We start from the raw sequence: 15,064 nt of genomic DNA on the forward strand, positions 1-15,064 counted from the left end.
CTGATCCGTGAGGGAAGTCGCCGAACACCCGAAGACGTCCGCCGAAGAGGTGACCGAGTTACGTCGCGCGGGAGCACCCAAACACTGCGGATGGTGCGGCCGACGGCTCGAACAAGGCGGCAACGTCGGCAGGCGCCGCCGCTACTGCGGGCAATCCTGCCGCCAGCGGGCCTACGAACGCCGCACCGCCCTCCAGCGCAGCGGCCTCCCCGAAGACGCCGTCGTCCTCTCCGACACCGAGATCGCCACCCTGCAGGACAGGCTCTTCCAACTCCGCTGCGCCGCCGAAGACGTCGTCACCGCGGCCGACGATGGCGCGTCCGTCGCCGAACTCCGCGGTCTCGCCGGCGAAATCGCCCAGGCGGCCAAGGACCTCGAACAGCTCCGCTGACCTACACGATCCCGTCCAACGCCCGGTACGTCCGGTTGCTCGCGGCCGCCGCCCGCTGCTCACGACCGGTCGCCTCGATGTAGTTCTGACTGGTCGCCAGGCTCGCGTGCCCCAGCAACGCCATGATCTCCGACGCGGTCGCGCCGTCCTCGGCCAGCCGGGTGGCGAAGGTATGCCGCAACGCGTGGAGATTCGCCCCGACCGGCACACGGTCGTGCAGGCCTGCCCACCGATAGCACGACTTGACCAGATACTCGAGCGCGCCGCGGCCGATCGGCTCGCCGGCACGATCCCGGAGGAGGGGAGTGGAGGGCCCGAACCGCTGCTGCGGGAAGCGACGGCGGCACGAAGCCAGGTACTCCTCGATGATCTTCTCCATGATCGGCTGGACCGGGATCGACCGGTCACGGCTTCCCTTGCCGTGGACGTGCAACCGCATCTCGCCCTGACGGCCGACCAGCGACCGCGCGGTCAGCGCCCGCATCTCGGCGGCACGCAGCCCGGCGACCAGCCCGAGCGCGATCACCAGGACGTCCCGCTCCGGCCACGGATCCCGCGTCCGGCGCGAACCATCGGCGGCGGCCGCGAGCAACTGCTCCGGGGTTTCCTCGCCCCGCAACGGTTTCGGCGTCAACGGAGGCGCCTTCGGGCGCGCGACCGCGCCCATGGGATTGCCCGCGAGCAGCCCGTCGGACACGCAGAAGGTGAGGAACTGGTTCCAGGTCGACCACGCGCGCAGCACGGAACTCTTCGCGTGAGTGTCCGCGAAGGCACCGAAGGCGTTGCGGAGCGCCTGAGCGGTGAGCATCTCGACGGTGAGTTCGTCAGGGGAGCGGCCTAGCTCGCGGAGCAGAAGAGCGGTGATGCCGGCGAGGTCGCGGCGGTAGGCGTCGGTGGTGTGAGGAGAATCCTTACGGGGACGACGTGCGGCGAAAAAGGCTTGCTGTGCCTCGGAAACCCTCATGAGCATCTTGTACCGCATGGCACCGACAGTCTTACACTCGGTTATATTCCGTTTCATGCATAATAGTGATTATGCATGAAACGGAGTGACGGGTCCGGAACCTCCTCGCGGGGGATCTCGGTTCGCTCGGCCGCTCACTGGGCGTCCAGTGCGGGACTTCCCTGACCGGTTTCCGTCCGAAGTTCCTCTCATGACACTTGGAGCTTCGGAGACCTCAGCCTGGCCGTCAGGGCGGCAAGGCTGGCGAGATGAGTCCAGGTGGCGCCTCCATTGATCAACATCGACCGAGACATCCGGATTGATTCGTCACAGTGACGTATTGAGGCCGGGTGATCGGACATCCGTTTTGCATCCCCGGGGGTGCTCCGGGTTTGCCCTGGAGGACTAAGGGCCGCTTGGAGTTCGGAGAGAGCTGAAGGGAGCCATGCCCGCAGCCGCCGCAGCAAAGGGAGCTTCCCTGCGTGACATGTAGTGAAGGGCCCGTTCGGCTCCCGCCGGAGACCCCTCTTGACCGTTGTTCTCCAGGTCAGCCAAAGTGCCGATAATGTACATTATGTCAAGTAAGGTCCGTCTGGCTGCACGGAACCGCTAACCGGCTCAGGTTCGCCCCTGCCCTACGGCTTCCCCGCGCCCCGCATCGCCAAGGCTGTCGCCAGTCCGACCGGACTTCGCCTCCGCGCTCGGCGGGCCGCCGGTTCACCCGCAAGCACGCCGAACTCGCTGGGAACTCTGTATCCGCCACGCCCCAACCCGCATAGACGCTCATCCTCCGGTATTGCCACCGATGCTCCGTAAGTCTAGACTTACGGTTCGTGGACACTTACCGAGTCACGGATGCCGCGTGGAACGCGTTCGGGGATCCGAGTCGGCGCGCGATCATCGAGTGCCTGGCCGAGCGGCCACGGTCCGTCCGTGAACTCGCCGACCAGCTTCCGATCAGCCGGCCGGCGGTATCCCAGCACCTCAAGGCCCTCAAAGGCGCAGGGTTGGTCACCGACCGCCCCGCCGGCACCAAACGCATCTACCAGCTCAATGCGGCCACCATGGGCGCGTTACGCGATCAGCTCGACACTTTTTGGAGCCGCGCGCTGGCCGCCTACAAGGACGTCGTCGAACAACCCGAAGGAGATCAGCGATGACCCAGGCAACGAGCACGGTGGTCCGCAAGGAGGTCGTCGTGAACGCCCCGCTCGAACGGGCCTTCACCGTTTTCACCGAGCGATTCGGCGACTTCAAGCCACCCGAGCACAATCTGCTTCAGGTCGAGATCGTCGAGACGGTGTTCGAGCCCCACGTCGGTGGTCACATCTTCGACCGCGGGGTCGACGGCAGCGAGTGCCGCTGGGCCCGAATACTCGCCTACGATCCCCCGCATCGCGTCGTCTTCAGCTGGGACATCAGCCCCCAATGGCAGATTGAACGCGACCATGAGCACACAAGCGAGGTCGAGGTCCGCTTCATCGCCGAAGCCGCGCAGCGTACGCGCGTGGAACTCGAACACCGCAAACTGGATCGCCACGGACCGAGCTGGAAAGCCGTCAGTGACGGCGTCGGAGGCGACGCCGGCTGGCCGCTGTACCTCGCTCGCTACGCCCAGCTGCTGACCGGAGGCCGCTGATGGCGGCATCGAGCACTGTCGGCGACACGATGCAGCCATCGCGGGAACCGTTGCGACGCAAGAGCGATGCACTCGAACTGCTGCGTTCGGAAACCACCGCGTGGTTGGCCACGGGCGATGCCGACGGCCCACACCTCGTTCCGCTCCTGTTCCACCACAACGGCGAGGTCCTCACGTTCGCGACCTTCGCGAACAGCCGAACGGTGACCAACGTGGCCGCCACCGCACGAGCGCGAGCGGCCATCGGTCATCCATACGACGTGGTCATGATCGACGGCACGATGAAAGTCATCGAACCCGACGCGATCGATCCGGCCATCGCCGACCCGTTCGCTTCACTGCTGCGGGGCGGTCCTGACCCGCGGCATGCATCCGGATTCGTCTACCTCCAGCTCACCCCGACCCGGTTACAAGCGTGGCGCTCCTTCGCCGAGCTCGACGACAGGACCCTGATGCGGTCCGGTCAGTGGCTGGTCTGACCGCAAGACGATCCGCTCTGGTAGACGAGACTGGTGACCACGCGTTCGCCTTGGCAGCCCGACGCCTACCTCGACCTAGCCCGCCGTGCTTGTTTCGTCTGCGAACTACTCGCCGGCAATCCCGACTATCCTCACCACATCGCCCACCGCGACGACCATGCGGTCGTCTTCGCCAGTCGCTTCCCGTCCGTGCGCGGGCACTTCCTCGTCGCTCCGATCGAGCACCGAGAGCACGCCGTCGGCGACTTCACCACCGACGAATACCTTGCCCTCCAGTCGGTCGTACACCGCGCGGGCCGCGCACTCACCGACCTGCTCCCCACTGAACGCCTCTACGTCCTGTCCCTCGGCAGCCAGCAAGCCAATCGGCATGTCCACTGGCATCTCGCGCCCCTGCCGCCCGGTGTGCCCTACGACCAGCAGCAGACCGCGGTCTTCGAGCCGGGCCGCGGCTACCTCGACATCGCCGACGACGAACTCGCGGAACTTGCTCGCAGCCTCGGCGAACAGATGACGACCTGACGGCACACCGTTTACGCGAGCCTCCGCCACCTATTGAGAGGTAAGGCTGAGGTGGCGTGGCCGGTGCCGGGGGTCGTGAGTGGCGTTTCGGGTTAGAACCCGAAACGCCACTCACGACCCCCGCGCGAAACCGTGCATGTTGGGATGCGCGCGTCGGTGTGGTTCGATGCTGCATGACTCCTTCCGAAGCTGACCTGGCGGACGCGTTGACCACGGCCACTCGTGCGGTTGTCACGGACCTGTTCCGCGACAACCCCGGCCACACGTTCTACTACTTCACGCTGACCACGCCTGGCGAGGCATTCGGTCCGGCGCTGTCGGCGTGGTCGCGCGAGGCGCTGGCGCAGCGAGCGGACGCCGAGGACGTCCGCTACTCCTACGCCGATTCGCCGTTTTCGGTTGTGGGTGAGGAATACCTGAAGCCGGTCCGCGAGATGTTCGCCGCTCGGCCGGAGGTGTTCGACATTGCCGACGACGATGCGTCCGACGCGGAGTTCGATCTTCGGCTTCGCGCGATGGAGACAGCGCTGCGCAGGTTGGATGATGAAGGGCTGTTCGGTGTCGGCGTAGCTCGAGCGGACGTGCTGGTTTTGGTCGAGGTCGTTCCTGACGACGAGGAAAACGTAGCCCGGGCTCGTCGGCTCAATCCGCCCGGTCCGGCGTTGGACGCTTGGCTGACCTGCTGACGGATCCCGACACCGCAGACGACATCTTGCCGCGAATACCTGACGCAAGATGTCGTGTATTCGGTGGAATGCTCGCACTTCACTCATATGAAGGGCGATCGAATCAGATGGGATCTCGACTCAACCCGTACATCAGGTACAACGGGAACGCACGGCAGGCGATGGAGTTCTACCGGGAGGTACTCGGCGGCAAGCTGGAGATCGGCACGATCGCGGACTTCGGTTCGCCGGGCTCGCCCAACGCAGACAAGGTCATGCACGCGCAGCTCGACACCCCGCACGGATACATGCTGATGGCATGTGACGTTGATGGTCAGGTCGAGGACGTGCCTCACTCCCCTGGCAACAACGTCGCGGTCTACCTCGGTGGCGACGGCGAACTCCGTGGCTGTTTCGAGAAGTTGTCCGTCGGCGGCGCCGTGACCATGCCGCTGGAGAAGCAGGTATGGGGTGACGAGGCCGGCGCGCTCGTGGACAAGTTCGGGATCACCTGGATGGTCAACATCAGTCTGCGGCGAACCTGATCGATGGTCGTCCGACGCTATTCCGCCTCGCGTGGCCCCAGGCGTCGAGTGATCCGGTCGAACAACTCCCCTAACGGCTCGCCGAGGTCCCGGCCGAAGTCGGTCAGTCCGTAGGTGACCTGGGGTGGTGTCGTGGGCTCGACCTTTCGCCAGATCAGGCCGTCTTGAACGAGTGCGCGCAGGGATTGGGCGAGCATCTTCTCGCTGATCCCCCGGATGCTTTCGCGTAGCTCGTAGAACCTGAGGTCGTCGGCCTGCAAGGAGATCAGTACCCAGATCCCCCATCGGCTGGTCACGTGGTCGACCACCTCGCGCGCCGGGCAGTCGGTGTGAAACACCTCATACCGCGGCTTTGTGTCGGCCGGTGTGAACTGCACGCCTCCTGTCATGGCAGGAGCTTACCTCAAGGTATGCCCTTACCAAAAGTAAGCCACTCTCCTAGCGTCGTGATCACAACAAGATCGAACGAAGGAGCTGTTCATGATCGTGGTGACCGGGGCTACGGGAAACATCGGCCGGCCGTTGACTCAGGCGTTGGTCGAGGCGGGTCAGCAGGTGACGGCGGTGTCGCGGCACCCCGCCGAGGCACCGCAGGGCGGTCGGCATGTGGTGGCGGACCTTGCCGAGCCTGCCGGGCTCGAGCAAGCGCTGGCCGGGGCGAAGTCCTTGTTCCTGCTGCTTTCCGGCGACTTGCATGCCGCCGAGGCCAACCCTGCCGACATCGTCGGACAGGCGGCGGCCGCCGGAGTTCGCAGGGTTGTCCTGCTCTCTTCGCAGGGTGTGGCGACCAGGCCGTTCGGTACGACGCGGATCGCGATGCGCGAGCTGGAGGACGTGGTGCGGGGCTCCGGTTTGGATTGGGCGATCCTGCGGCCGGGTGGTTTCGCCTCCAACGCCTTGTGGTGGGCGGAGTCGGTCCGTTCGCGGCAGGTGGTCGCCGCGCCGTTCGGTGACACGGGGCTGCCGATCATCGACCCGGCGGATATCGCGGAGGTCGCGGCCGCTTGCCTGGTGGATGACCGGCATCTCGGTGGCGTGTACGAATTGACCGGCCCGGAGGTGATCACGCCGCGCGAGCAGGCGGAGGTCCTCGCCGGTGCTCTGGGCTCGCCGGTGCGGTTTCAGGAGCTCACCCGTGAGGAGGCCAAGGCGGGTATGGCCCGGAGCATGCCGGCGGAGCTCGCGGACGACACGCTGGACATCATCGGTTCCCCGAGTCCGGCCGAGCTGCGGGTGAGCCCGGACGTTCGACGCGTGCTCGGCCGTGATCCGCGGTCGTTCGCCGACTGGACCGCCCGGAACATCGCCGCGTTCCGCTGATGGCGTCGCGCTAAGGTCGTCCCCGAAAAGTCGAATCTGGGGGTTACCGCGATGTCCGAGAGCACCGCTGTGCGTGTCGATCCGTCCAACGAGCGGATGTTGAAGGCGTGGGACGGTGATGACGGCTCGCTCTGGGCGAAGCGCGCGCAGCGGTTCAACGACGGTGTCGCTGCTTATCGCGACACGTTCTTCGCCGCGGCCGGTATCGGGCTTGCTGACAATGTTCTCGACGTCGGCTGCGGTGCGGGTCAGACGACGCGGGACGCGGCGCGGCTGGCGACCGCCGGTTCCGCGCTCGGCGTGGACCTTTCCAGTGAGATGCTCGGCGTCGCTCGCCGGATCGCCGTGGAGGAAGGTCTGGCCAACGTTTCTTTCGAGCAGGTGGACGCGCAGGTCCATCCGTTCGCCGAGGCGGGTTTCGATGTGGTGATCAGCAGGCATGGATCGATGTTCTTCGGTACTCCCCTGGCCGCGTTCTCGAATCTGGCGAGGGCGACCCGGCCTGGTGGCCGTCTGGTCCTGCTGACGTGGCAGCCGTTGCGGCTCAACGAATGGATCACCACGTTCCGGACGATCTTCGCGGCCGGGCGTGAGGTGCCGTCCTCGGATCTCGCGCTCAGCGACCCAGTCGAGATCGGAAGGTTGCTGGTCTCCGCCGGGTACGCCGACGTGCGGTGCACCGCGGTGAACAAGCCGATGTACTTCGGTGAGGACGTCGATGACGCGGCCGAGTTCATCGTCGAGCAGCACGGCGGGCGGTTGAGCGATTTGGATGAGACGACGCGTGCGGGAGCCGTCGAGGCGTTGCGGGCCGATCTCGCCGAGCACCAGGCCGGCCGAGGCGTTTTCTACGGCTCGGCCGCCTGGCTCGTCGAGGCTCGGCGGCCTTGACCTACTGCTTGCGGGCGATCAGGTAGGCCTGTGGGGTGCTCTCGAATTCCTCGGACGGTTCGCGGACGAGGGTGGAGAGCAGGCTGAACCCGGCCTCCCCCAGCTGCTCGGCGATCTTCTCCGGTGCCAGCCGGTACGCGTCACAGGAGATGTCGTGCCCGTACGCGTGCTCGATGTGGCGGATTTCTTCGCCTACCTGGAAGGCGACCAGCAGGTGGCCGCCGGTGGCGAGGATCCGGTGGAAGTCGGCGAAGATCTCCGGCAGGCGCTCCCGTGGTGTGTGGATGATCGAGTACCAGGCGACGACGCCTGCCAGTGCACCGTCCTCAAAGGACAAACCGGGCATCTCCCCGATCTGGAAGTCCAGGTGCGGGTACCACTTGCGGGCGACGGCGACCATCTCCGGGGAGAGGTCGACGCCGTGGATGTCGAGGCCCAGTTCGTGGAGGTGCTGGGTGATGCGGCCGGGGCCGCAGCCGATTTCGGCGACGCGTCCGCCGCCGTCGGCCTTGACGAGTTCGGCGTACGCGGCGAGCACGGCGCGATCCCAGGTGGATCCGGCGAGATGGTCGCGGAGGAGTTCGGCGTAGTCGGCCGCGACCGTGTCGTAGGCGGTGCGGGTGGTTTGGAGGTAGTCGGTCACGGCGGCGACCCTATCGCTTCGCCCCGACAACAATCGTCGCGTACAGCTCGTCGTCGGTGATCACCTCGGGGGTCAATCCGTTGTGCGCCATGGCTTCCGCTGTGTTCACGGCCTGGCTTTCGCTGGTTTCGATCAGCAGGTGCCCGCCTGGTGCGAGCCATTGTGGAGCTTCGGCGGCGACGCGGCGGTGGACGTCGACGCCGTCGTGCCCGCCGTCGAGTGCGACGCGGGGTTCGTGGTCGCGGGCTTCGGGCGGCATCAGAGCGATGGCGTCGGTGGGGACGTATGGGGCGTTCACGACCAAGATGTCGACGCGGCCTCGTAGCGACGCGGGCAGTGGTGTGTAGAGGTCGCCTTCGAAGACCTGTCCCCCGGCTTCGGCGATGTTGGTGCGGGCGCAGCGGACGGCGGCGGGTTCGATGTCGGCCGCGTAGAGGCGGATTTCGCCGAGTTCGGCGGCGATGGCGGCGCCGAGTGCGCCGGTGCCGCAGCAGAGGTCGAGGACGACCGCTCCTGGTCCGGCGAGGGTGACGGCGTGGCGGACGAGGAGTTCGGATCGTTGGCGTGGCACGAAGACGCCGGGTTCGACGGCGATGCGGAGGCCGTGGAATCCGGCCCAGCCGAGGATGACTTCGAGTGGTTCGCCGTCGACGCGGCGTTGGACCATGGTGTCTAGTTCGGCCGGGGTGCGGGCTTCTTCAGTGAGGAGGCGGGCTTCGTCTTCGGCGAAGACGCATCCGGCTTTCCGAAGCTTGTCGATGACGGTCACTTGTCTCGCAGTCTGGTGAGGATGCCGTCGAGGGCGTGCCGGACGGTGTCGGGGACGCCGTTGGTGCGCAGGTCGGTGAGGAATTGCTCGTTGAGCCCACCGGGGGTCATGTGTTTGCCGGTGAGGGTTTCGAGGTCGCCGCTCTGCTGGAGCAGGGAGTGGCCGAGCTGGCCGAAGATGTGGCTGGTGAAGGCGGTCGCCGTGGTGTCCTCGATGCCCTGGTCGGTCATCCAGGCGGCGATGGTGGCGAGGTAGTCGAGGTGAGCGGCGAAGGTGGCCGTGGCGCCGCTGAAGACGTCGAGGTCCTTCTCCGCCGCAGGGACGACACTGCCGCCGATGCTGTCGAAGAGTGCCCGTGCCCGGGGGTTGTCGGGGTACATCGCGGTGAGGCTTTGGCGGCGGGCGGCCGGGGGCAGCGGGATGCTCCGGACGACCTCGCCCGCGGGGGCGGCCCAGTCGCGCAGCCGGTCGAGAGGGACGCCGGCGAGGGCGCTGATCAGGACGTGGCCGGGCTGGAAGGTGAGATCTCGGAGGACTTCTTCGGCGATCGGCGGGCGCACGGCGAGGACGATCGTCGTGGCGCTGTCGACGACGTCTTGGTTGCTGCCGCGGACTTCGACGTTGGCGAAGCGGGCCGAGAGCTCTTGGCCGACGCTGCGGCTGCGGGGTGAGAGGAAGATCGAAGGCGGGTCGGCGATGTCCTTGCTGAGGCCTTCGACAATGGCGGCGGTGATCTCGCCCGCGCCGATGAATCCGTAGTCCATGTTCAGGCTCCCTTGTGGCCGTCGACGCGTTCGCGGATGAGGTCGGCGTGGCCGTTGTGGCGGGCGTATTCGCCGATCATGTGGAGGTAGAGCATGCGGAGCGAGAACGGGTTCCCGCCGACGTCGAAGGTGTCGTCGAGGGATCCTCCGGCGGCGGCTTCGTCGGCCAGGCGGATCTCGTCGAGGAGGATGTCGTACGCCTCTTCGGCTTTGGCGGCGTCGAGGGCTTCGAAGTCGTGGTCCTTGCCGAGGGCGGGGTCGTAGAGGGGTTCGATGTCCTGTGCGGCGTAGCGCAGGCGGAACCAGATGCGTTCGACCTTGGCGAGGTGGCGGATGAGGCCGAGGAGGGTGAGGTTGGACGGCGGGACCGACGCCGTGGCGAGTTGTTCTCCGGTGAGGCCGGCGAGTTTGTGGAGAAAGGTGCCGCGGTGCCAGGCCAGCAGGGAGGGTAGGAGGATTCGCTCGTCTGCGGCGGTGTCGCCGGACGGGCGGGTGACCTCGGGGGCGGTCCATGTCATAGCGGCGATCATGCCATCGGGTGACGTGGGGTTCGTGGCGCGCCTGCGGGGGTGAGCGGGGTCACGTGGAGGCCGCTGAATCCTTTTGCGAGGGTCGCGGCTCTTGTAGGGGCCGGGACAAGCTCGGCGCGGGAGGAGGAGGTTGTCGTGGAGGCCGAGTGGCCGAGGGAGTCCTTGATCGTGGCGGCGCAGGGTGGGGACGCGTCCGCCATCGCCGCCTTGGTATCGGGTTCCCATCCGCATGTGCAGCGGTTCGCGCGGTCGTTGTGTGCTTCGCCGGAGGATGCGGAGGATTCGGCGCAGGAGGCGCTGATCATCCTGTATCGCAAGATCGGCACGCTGCGGGCCACCGGTGCGCTCGCGTCGTGGATGTTCCGGATCGTGCGCAACGAGTGTCTCCGCCGGGCCCGTCGGGCGTTGCGCGGTGACGATCTGGCGGGTTCCGTCGCGGTGATCTCGGCGGAGGACGACGCGTTGGATCGGCTGGAGGCGCAGCGGGTGGCCGCGGCGATCGCCGGGTTGCCCGCCGATCAGCGTCGCGTCTTGATCATGCGGGACATCCAGGGCCATCCGGGCCGGGCGGTCGCCGACGCGCTTGGGTTGAGCACGGCCGCGATGAAGTCCCGGCTGCACCGTGCGCGGGCGACGGTCCGTTCGGTTCTCGACAACCCCGTTTCCTGATCTTCTTTTGAGGAGTTTTCATGCTCGAAATCGGTTCCGTGGTCCCTGACCTCGCCTTGGAAGACACCACCGGGCAGGTTGTCCGGCTTTCGGAGTTCCGCGGCAAGGAGAACGTGCTGCTGTACTTCATGCGCTCGACCACTTGCCCGGTCTGCAACGGCCATGTGAAGGACCTTGTGGGGCGTGCCGCCGACTTCGCGGCCGCGGACGTGCGGATTTTGATCGCCGTCCCGGAGGGGCGGGAGGAGGCCAAGGCGTGGCGGACGAAGCGGGGGTTGTCGCTGCGGGTGGTCAGCGGCCGGGGCACCACACCGCATGAGGCCTTCGGGCTGTCGAAGAAGATGCTGCAGCAGTCGGGCAGCGTGCTGATCGACCGGGAGGGTGTGGTCCGTCATGCGCATGCGGCGACGATGCCCATCAGCGCTTATGACAAGAAGGGCATCGCCAAGGCCGTCGACGGGCTGGCGAAGGTGCATTGACTGAAGGTGTGAATCGGTGCTTCACTTCTTGAGTGCCGTATCGCCGTACACCGAAGGTCCAGGAGCGACTGGACGCCCAGCGCGACGCCGAGGTCGCCGCCGCCATGGAGCAGCTGGCCGAGCGTGGGTACGCGGGCTGCTCCGTGTCGGCGGTCGCGGAGCGGGCGGGGGTGGCGGTCGGGAGCGTGTACCGCCACTTCCCCACGAAGGCCGCGCTGGTCGTGGAGTTGTTCCGGAAGGTCGTCACGCGTGAGGTCGAGGCGGTGCGCGCGGTGTCGGATCGGCCTGGCACGCCAGCCGAGCGGGTCGTGGCGGTCTTCGACACCTTCGCGAGCCGGGCGTTGAAGACCCCGCGGATGGCGTACGCGCTGCTGGCCGAGCCCGTCGACGCGCCGATCGAGGCCGAGCGGCTGGTGTTCCGGCGCGCTTTCCGCGACATCGTGGCCCAGCACGTGGCCGATGGCGTCCGCTCCGGGGTGCTTCCCGCTCAGGACGCGGAGGTCACCGCGGCGGCGCTCGTCGGGGCGGCCGCCGAGGTGCTGATCGGCCCGTTGACCACCGGCAGTGCGGACGAGGTGTCCGGGCTGCGCACTTTCGTCCTGCGTTCCTTGGGAGGTTCCGATGCCGAGCACTCATGAGGTCACCAATCAGGTGCCGCCGCTGGCGGACTACGACGTCGCCGCCGATCCGGCCTTGCTGGAGGGGCTGGAGCGGGCGGACGCGGGCTGGGCGGTGGCCGAGGTGCACGCCCTCGGCAGGCTGGCCGGGAGCGAGCAGGCGCAGGAGTGGGGCAGGCTGGTCAACGAGAACGAGCCGGTGCTGCGCACGCACGACCGGGTCGGGAACCGGATCGACGAGGTCGAGTTCCATCCGTACTGGCATGAGCTGATGGACGTCGCGGTGTCGCATGGGCTGCACGCGGCGCCGTGGCGGGATTCCCGGCCGGGCGCGCACGCGGCGCGGGCGGCGAAGATGTACGTCTGGGGTCAGGTCGACGCGGGGCACACGTGCCCGATTTCGATGACGTACGCGGCGGTTCCGGCGTTGCGGTTCAATCCCGAGCTCTCCGAGCGGTACGAACCGCTGCTGGCGGCGACGGAATACGACTTCGGGCTGCGTGAGCCGAGCTCGAAGCGCGGGCTCATCGCCGGGATGTCGATGACGGAGAAGCAGGGCGGTTCCGACGTCCGGGCGAACACCACCACGGCGCGGCCGCTCGGTGATGGAAGCTATGTGATCGTCGGGCACAAGTGGTTCACCTCGGCGCCGATGTCGGACATGTTCCTGACGCTGGCCCAGGCACCGGGTGGCCTCTCGTGTTTCCTGCTCCCCCGTGTCCTGCCGGACGGCACTCGCAACGGGATCCGGTTGCAGCGGCTGAAGGACAAGCTGGGCAACCGGTCCAACGCGTCCTCGGAGATCGAGTACGACGACGCGATCGGCTGGCTCGTCGGCGAGGAGGGCCGCGGGGTGCGCACCATCATCGAGATGGTGAACAACACCCGGCTCGACTGCGCGGTCGGGAGCGCGTCGGGGATGCGGTACGGCGCCGTGCGGGCCGTCCACCACGCTCGGCATCGTCGCGCGTTCGGGGCGAATCTGGTGGATCAGCCGCTGATGGGCAACGTGCTGGCGGACCTGCTCGTGGAGTCCGAGGCGGCGACGACGGTCGGGATGCGGCTGGCGTCGGCCACCGACCGGCCCGACGACGAGCACGAGCAGGCGTTCCGACGGCTGGGGCTGGCGGTGACGAAGTACTGGGTGTGCAAACGCGGTCCGTCGCATGCGGTGGAGGCGTTGGAATGCCTGGGCGGGAACGGGTACGTCGAGGAATCGGGGATGCCGCGGCTCTACCGCGAGGCTCCGCTCATGTCCATCTGGGAGGGTTCGGGCAACGTCGCGGCGCTGGACACGTTGCGGGCGATGGCGAAGCAGCCGGAGTCGGTGGCGGCGTACTTCGCGGAGGTCGAGCAGGCGTCCGGCGCCGACGCGCGGCTGGACGACGCGGTGGGCAGGCTCCGCAAGGAGCTGTCCGACCTGTCGGACATCGAGTACCGGGCGCGGCGGCTGGTCGAGTCGATGGCGTTGATCCTTCAGGGGTCGCTGCTGGTGCGGCACGGGACGCCGGCGGTGGCCGACGCGTTCTGCGCATCGCGGCTGGGCGGCGACTGGGGAGTCGCGTTCGGGACGCTTCCGTCCGGTGTGGACACCAAGGCGATCATCGCCCGCGCCGACGTCTGAGCGGCCGAGAGCAGAGAAGTCCGTGAGGGCTCCTTCCCCACCCTGACGGCGGGGCCGTCGAAGTCGCGTACCCGCTGGTCAAGAAGGTGGCGGGCCGTCACGGTAGCTTGACACCTCCTTGACCGGCTCGGCACCAGCCCTTGCCCGCCTAGGTACATGAAGGCCCCCTTCCTGTACCTAGGGAAGGAGGCCTTCACGGACCGGCCTGGCGTCAACCGCAGCCGGATGCCGTCATTACTCGCCGAGGTTCCGGACTCTCGGTGCCCGCATGACCACGTGCTGCGCCGGTCCGGTGGGTTCCCCCGGTCGGACCGGCGCCGAGCACTGCGAACAGCCGCAGGATTGCGGAATTCGGGTGCATCCAGACGCTCGCCCGTCGGCTACGTTCGTCGGTCATGGTCGATCGCCGAAGATGCCTGTTCCTGGTCCCCGTGGTGCTGCTCGCCTCCGGTTGCGCGACGGCCGAGCCGACGCCGATCTTCGCCGCGGCGAGTTCGGATCCTTCCGCCGGGAGTGGGCCGATGATGGAGGCGGCGGCCCCGTCCGGCACGCCGTTCGTCGCGGCGGACGGACGGGATCTGAAGGCCTGCTCCGACGGGGAGTGCGAGGTCCTGGTGCGGACCGGTGACCAGATCCCCAACGACGGCGGCGCCGGTCCGCTTTCGGTCGCGGTCCAGGCCGGGAAGGTGGGTCTCGCCCCCGCGTCCGGCGGGATGGGCGGAGCGGTGTCCGGGCCCGCGGGGATGGTCCATCAGATCAACCGGCAGGTGATCGCCGTCGTCGCTGTGCAGGGCGGCGAGGGGATCATCCGGCTCAGCAAGAGGTGACAGGCTCTTCGAGCGCGCGACGAAGGGCGGCCGCACGCTCGGCATCGTGATGTTCGACGACGGTCAGGTAATGCCGAACCAGGACCTGCCGAGACCGTTCGAGTTCCGTCGAGCCGACCGACGTCGCCCGGCCGGCACTCAACGCCTCCAGCGCGTGGGCCGGCAAACGGTCGACCTCACGGCCATGCCAGGGATTCAAGCCGTACCGCAGGCACAGCAAGGTGATGATCTGGTCGCGAAGCTCGTCGAGCATCATGACGGCTTGCCACGATCGCCCGCGGGCGATCGCCGAGCGGGCGTGGATCGCATAGAGCCAGGCCATTCCGATGGCCTGCGCACTGCTGGGACCTGACGAGCTCGTCGGCTCGTTGGCTTGGCCGAAGACGAGCCGGAAGCCGTCTTCGGTGGCGCGGAACTGATCGCGGGGCCAGAACGACAGGTCCACCTGGAGCGACGAGTCGAGCAGGAACACCCGATAGCGCACGCCCTCGCGCGAGATCACGTCGAGAGTGTCGGCGACCCCGAACCTGTCGTCGAGCGATCGAGTCCACCGCGCGACCACCGCGGGTTCGTCCACGTCGTCGGCGAGCTGGAGGACGAGATCGAGGTCCGACCAGCGATCCTCGGTGCCGCGAGCAGTCGACCCGACAAGAGCGGCGCCGACGATGTCCACGTCACGGCGGGCCGCGGCGATCAGTTCGTCACGCACTCGGGTGCGTTCCTCGATGTCGAACATCAATACTCCTG

At 67.5% G+C, this 15,064-nt stretch carries 21 protein-coding genes; 14 read left to right on the top strand and 7 right to left on the bottom strand.

Translation table 11 applies throughout. From position 1 onward, the window contains the following. The first annotated feature begins 7 nt into the window (after positions 1 to 7). Positions 8 to 391: a hypothetical protein gene (locus DL990_RS33565; protein WP_125801116.1), complete on the top strand. Its 384-nt coding sequence runs from the start codon at positions 8 to 10 to the stop codon at positions 389 to 391. Between the two features lies 1 nt (position 392). Here the strand turns inward: DL990_RS33565 and DL990_RS33570 are convergent, their stop codons facing one another. Next, positions 393 to 1,373, bottom strand: coding sequence for a tyrosine-type recombinase/integrase (locus tag DL990_RS33570; RefSeq protein WP_125787875.1), 981 nt, complete (start codon positions 1,371 to 1,373; stop codon positions 393 to 395). A gap of 794 nt (positions 1,374 to 2,167) precedes the next feature. On the opposite strand from DL990_RS33570, the gene DL990_RS33575 reads away from it, so the two are divergent. From DL990_RS33575 to DL990_RS33600, 6 genes are all read left to right on the top strand, one after another. Then, a complete protein-coding gene (locus DL990_RS33575) occupies positions 2,168 to 2,494 on the top strand; it encodes a helix-turn-helix transcriptional regulator (protein WP_125787874.1) in 327 nt (108 codons plus the stop codon). A gap of 38 nt (positions 2,495 to 2,532) precedes the next feature. Continuing rightward, positions 2,533 to 2,973, top strand: a complete 441-nt coding sequence (locus DL990_RS33580; RefSeq protein WP_233620657.1) for an SRPBCC family protein — start codon at positions 2,533 to 2,535, stop codon at positions 2,971 to 2,973. Further along, positions 2,973 to 3,452 (top strand): pyridoxamine 5'-phosphate oxidase family protein, encoded by a 480-nt coding sequence (locus tag DL990_RS33585; protein ID WP_125801118.1) that lies wholly within the window; start codon positions 2,973 to 2,975, stop codon positions 3,450 to 3,452. The genes DL990_RS33580 and DL990_RS33585 overlap by 1 nt, the downstream gene beginning before the upstream one ends. 33 nt (positions 3,453 to 3,485) lie before the next feature. Then, positions 3,486 to 3,974 (top strand): HIT family protein, encoded by a 489-nt coding sequence (locus DL990_RS33590; protein ID WP_125801119.1) that lies wholly within the window; start codon positions 3,486 to 3,488, stop codon positions 3,972 to 3,974. A gap of 173 nt (positions 3,975 to 4,147) precedes the next feature. Next, entirely contained in the window at positions 4,148 to 4,660 is a 513-nt protein-coding gene (locus DL990_RS33595; RefSeq protein ID WP_125801120.1) for a DUF4303 domain-containing protein, read from the top strand. A gap of 107 nt (positions 4,661 to 4,767) precedes the next feature. After that, complete coding sequence (locus DL990_RS33600; protein WP_125801121.1) at positions 4,768 to 5,184, top strand: VOC family protein; 417 nt, start codon at positions 4,768 to 4,770, stop codon at positions 5,182 to 5,184. 17 nt (positions 5,185 to 5,201) lie between these two features. Here DL990_RS33600 and DL990_RS33605 read toward each other — a convergent pair whose 3' ends face one another. After that, a complete protein-coding gene (locus DL990_RS33605) occupies positions 5,202 to 5,573 on the bottom strand; it encodes a helix-turn-helix domain-containing protein (RefSeq protein WP_125787868.1) in 372 nt (123 codons plus the stop codon). A 91-nt stretch (positions 5,574 to 5,664) separates the two neighbouring features. Here DL990_RS33605 and DL990_RS33610 point away from each other — a divergent pair, with 91 nt between their 5' ends. Further along, complete coding sequence (locus tag DL990_RS33610) at positions 5,665 to 6,504, top strand: SDR family oxidoreductase (protein ID WP_125801122.1); 840 nt, start codon at positions 5,665 to 5,667, stop codon at positions 6,502 to 6,504. 51 nt (positions 6,505 to 6,555) lie between these two features. Further along, positions 6,556 to 7,395: a class I SAM-dependent methyltransferase gene (locus DL990_RS33615; protein WP_125801123.1), complete on the top strand. Its 840-nt coding sequence runs from the start codon at positions 6,556 to 6,558 to the stop codon at positions 7,393 to 7,395. Position 7,396: 1 nt separating this feature from the next. Here the strand turns inward: DL990_RS33615 and DL990_RS33620 are convergent, their stop codons facing one another. Genes DL990_RS33620 through DL990_RS33635 form a run of 4 tightly spaced genes read right to left on the bottom strand, consistent with a single transcriptional unit; the run spans position 7,397 to position 10,089 of the window. Then, positions 7,397 to 8,038, bottom strand: coding sequence for a class I SAM-dependent methyltransferase (locus DL990_RS33620; protein WP_125801124.1), 642 nt, complete (start codon positions 8,036 to 8,038; stop codon positions 7,397 to 7,399). 10 nt (positions 8,039 to 8,048) lie between these two features. Beyond that, complete coding sequence (locus DL990_RS33625) at positions 8,049 to 8,807, bottom strand: putative protein N(5)-glutamine methyltransferase (RefSeq protein WP_125801125.1); 759 nt, start codon at positions 8,805 to 8,807, stop codon at positions 8,049 to 8,051. After that, positions 8,804 to 9,571 carry an NAD(P)-binding domain-containing protein gene (locus DL990_RS33630; RefSeq protein WP_125787863.1) on the bottom strand — a complete coding sequence of 256 codons (768 nt, stop codon included), beginning with the start codon at positions 9,569 to 9,571 and terminating at the stop codon, positions 8,804 to 8,806. Before DL990_RS33630 ends, DL990_RS33625 begins: the two co-directional genes overlap by 4 nt. Before the next feature lie 2 nt (positions 9,572 to 9,573). Then, positions 9,574 to 10,089: a DinB family protein gene (locus tag DL990_RS33635; RefSeq protein ID WP_233620658.1), complete on the bottom strand. Its 516-nt coding sequence runs from the start codon at positions 10,087 to 10,089 to the stop codon at positions 9,574 to 9,576. A 147-nt stretch (positions 10,090 to 10,236) separates the two neighbouring features. Between DL990_RS33635 and DL990_RS33640 the strand changes: the two genes are divergently transcribed. The 5 genes from DL990_RS33640 (at position 10,237) to DL990_RS33660 (ending at position 14,317) form a co-directional block, all read left to right on the top strand. Further along, positions 10,237 to 10,770: an RNA polymerase sigma factor gene (locus DL990_RS33640; protein WP_125787861.1), complete on the top strand. Its 534-nt coding sequence runs from the start codon at positions 10,237 to 10,239 to the stop codon at positions 10,768 to 10,770. Positions 10,771 to 10,790: 20 nt separating this feature from the next. Next, on the top strand, positions 10,791 to 11,249 hold the full coding sequence (locus DL990_RS33645) for a peroxiredoxin (RefSeq protein ID WP_125801127.1): 459 nt from the start codon (positions 10,791 to 10,793) through the stop codon (positions 11,247 to 11,249). A gap of 32 nt (positions 11,250 to 11,281) precedes the next feature. Beyond that, positions 11,282 to 11,887 carry a TetR/AcrR family transcriptional regulator gene (locus DL990_RS33650; protein ID WP_125801128.1) on the top strand — a complete coding sequence of 202 codons (606 nt, stop codon included), beginning with the start codon at positions 11,282 to 11,284 and terminating at the stop codon, positions 11,885 to 11,887. Then, on the top strand, positions 11,871 to 13,490 hold the full coding sequence (locus DL990_RS33655) for an acyl-CoA dehydrogenase family protein (RefSeq protein ID WP_125801129.1): 1,620 nt from the start codon (positions 11,871 to 11,873) through the stop codon (positions 13,488 to 13,490). Before DL990_RS33650 ends, DL990_RS33655 begins: the two co-directional genes overlap by 17 nt. 395 nt (positions 13,491 to 13,885) lie before the next feature. Continuing rightward, positions 13,886 to 14,317, top strand: coding sequence for a hypothetical protein (locus DL990_RS33660; RefSeq protein WP_125787857.1), 432 nt, complete (start codon positions 13,886 to 13,888; stop codon positions 14,315 to 14,317). On the opposite strand, the gene DL990_RS33665 is transcribed toward DL990_RS33660, so the two are convergent. Next, the gene (locus DL990_RS33665; RefSeq protein WP_125801130.1) at positions 14,304 to 15,053 is read right to left on the bottom strand and encodes a nucleotidyltransferase domain-containing protein; all 750 of its coding nucleotides are present in this window, start codon (positions 15,051 to 15,053) and stop codon (positions 14,304 to 14,306) included. The two genes, DL990_RS33660 and DL990_RS33665, sit on opposite strands and share 14 nt — an antisense overlap. Positions 15,054 to 15,064 lie beyond the last annotated feature (11 nt).

Source organism: Amycolatopsis sp. WAC 01416 (genome assembly GCF_003947485.1).
In the GTDB taxonomy this organism is placed as follows: Bacteria; Actinomycetota; Actinomycetes; order Mycobacteriales; family Pseudonocardiaceae; genus Amycolatopsis.

Excerpts from the sequence above, each read along its gene's own strand:
- DL990_RS33605 (WP_125787868.1), bottom strand. The coding sequence starts at position 5,573 with ATGACAGGAGGCGTGCAGTTCACACCGGCCGACACAAAGCCGCGGTAT.
- DL990_RS33570 (WP_125787875.1), bottom strand. The coding sequence starts at position 1,373 with ATGCGGTACAAGATGCTCATGAGGGTTTCCGAGGCACAGCAAGCCTTT.
- DL990_RS33660 (WP_125787857.1), top strand. The coding sequence starts at position 13,886 with ATGGTCGATCGCCGAAGATGCCTGTTCCTGGTCCCCGTGGTGCTGCTC.
- DL990_RS33585 (WP_125801118.1), top strand. The coding sequence starts at position 2,973 with ATGGCGGCATCGAGCACTGTCGGCGACACGATGCAGCCATCGCGGGAA.
- DL990_RS33635 (WP_233620658.1), bottom strand. The coding sequence starts at position 10,089 with ATGACATGGACCGCCCCCGAGGTCACCCGCCCGTCCGGCGACACCGCC.
- DL990_RS33630 (WP_125787863.1), bottom strand. The coding sequence starts at position 9,571 with ATGGACTACGGATTCATCGGCGCGGGCGAGATCACCGCCGCCATTGTC.
- DL990_RS33615 (WP_125801123.1), top strand. The coding sequence starts at position 6,556 with ATGTCCGAGAGCACCGCTGTGCGTGTCGATCCGTCCAACGAGCGGATG.
- DL990_RS33610 (WP_125801122.1), top strand. The coding sequence starts at position 5,665 with ATGATCGTGGTGACCGGGGCTACGGGAAACATCGGCCGGCCGTTGACT.
- DL990_RS33595 (WP_125801120.1), top strand. The coding sequence starts at position 4,148 with ATGACTCCTTCCGAAGCTGACCTGGCGGACGCGTTGACCACGGCCACT.
- DL990_RS33655 (WP_125801129.1), top strand. The coding sequence starts at position 11,871 with ATGCCGAGCACTCATGAGGTCACCAATCAGGTGCCGCCGCTGGCGGAC.
- DL990_RS33665 (WP_125801130.1), bottom strand. The coding sequence starts at position 15,053 with ATGTTCGACATCGAGGAACGCACCCGAGTGCGTGACGAACTGATCGCC.
- DL990_RS33645 (WP_125801127.1), top strand. The coding sequence starts at position 10,791 with ATGCTCGAAATCGGTTCCGTGGTCCCTGACCTCGCCTTGGAAGACACC.
- DL990_RS33600 (WP_125801121.1), top strand. The coding sequence starts at position 4,768 with ATGGGATCTCGACTCAACCCGTACATCAGGTACAACGGGAACGCACGG.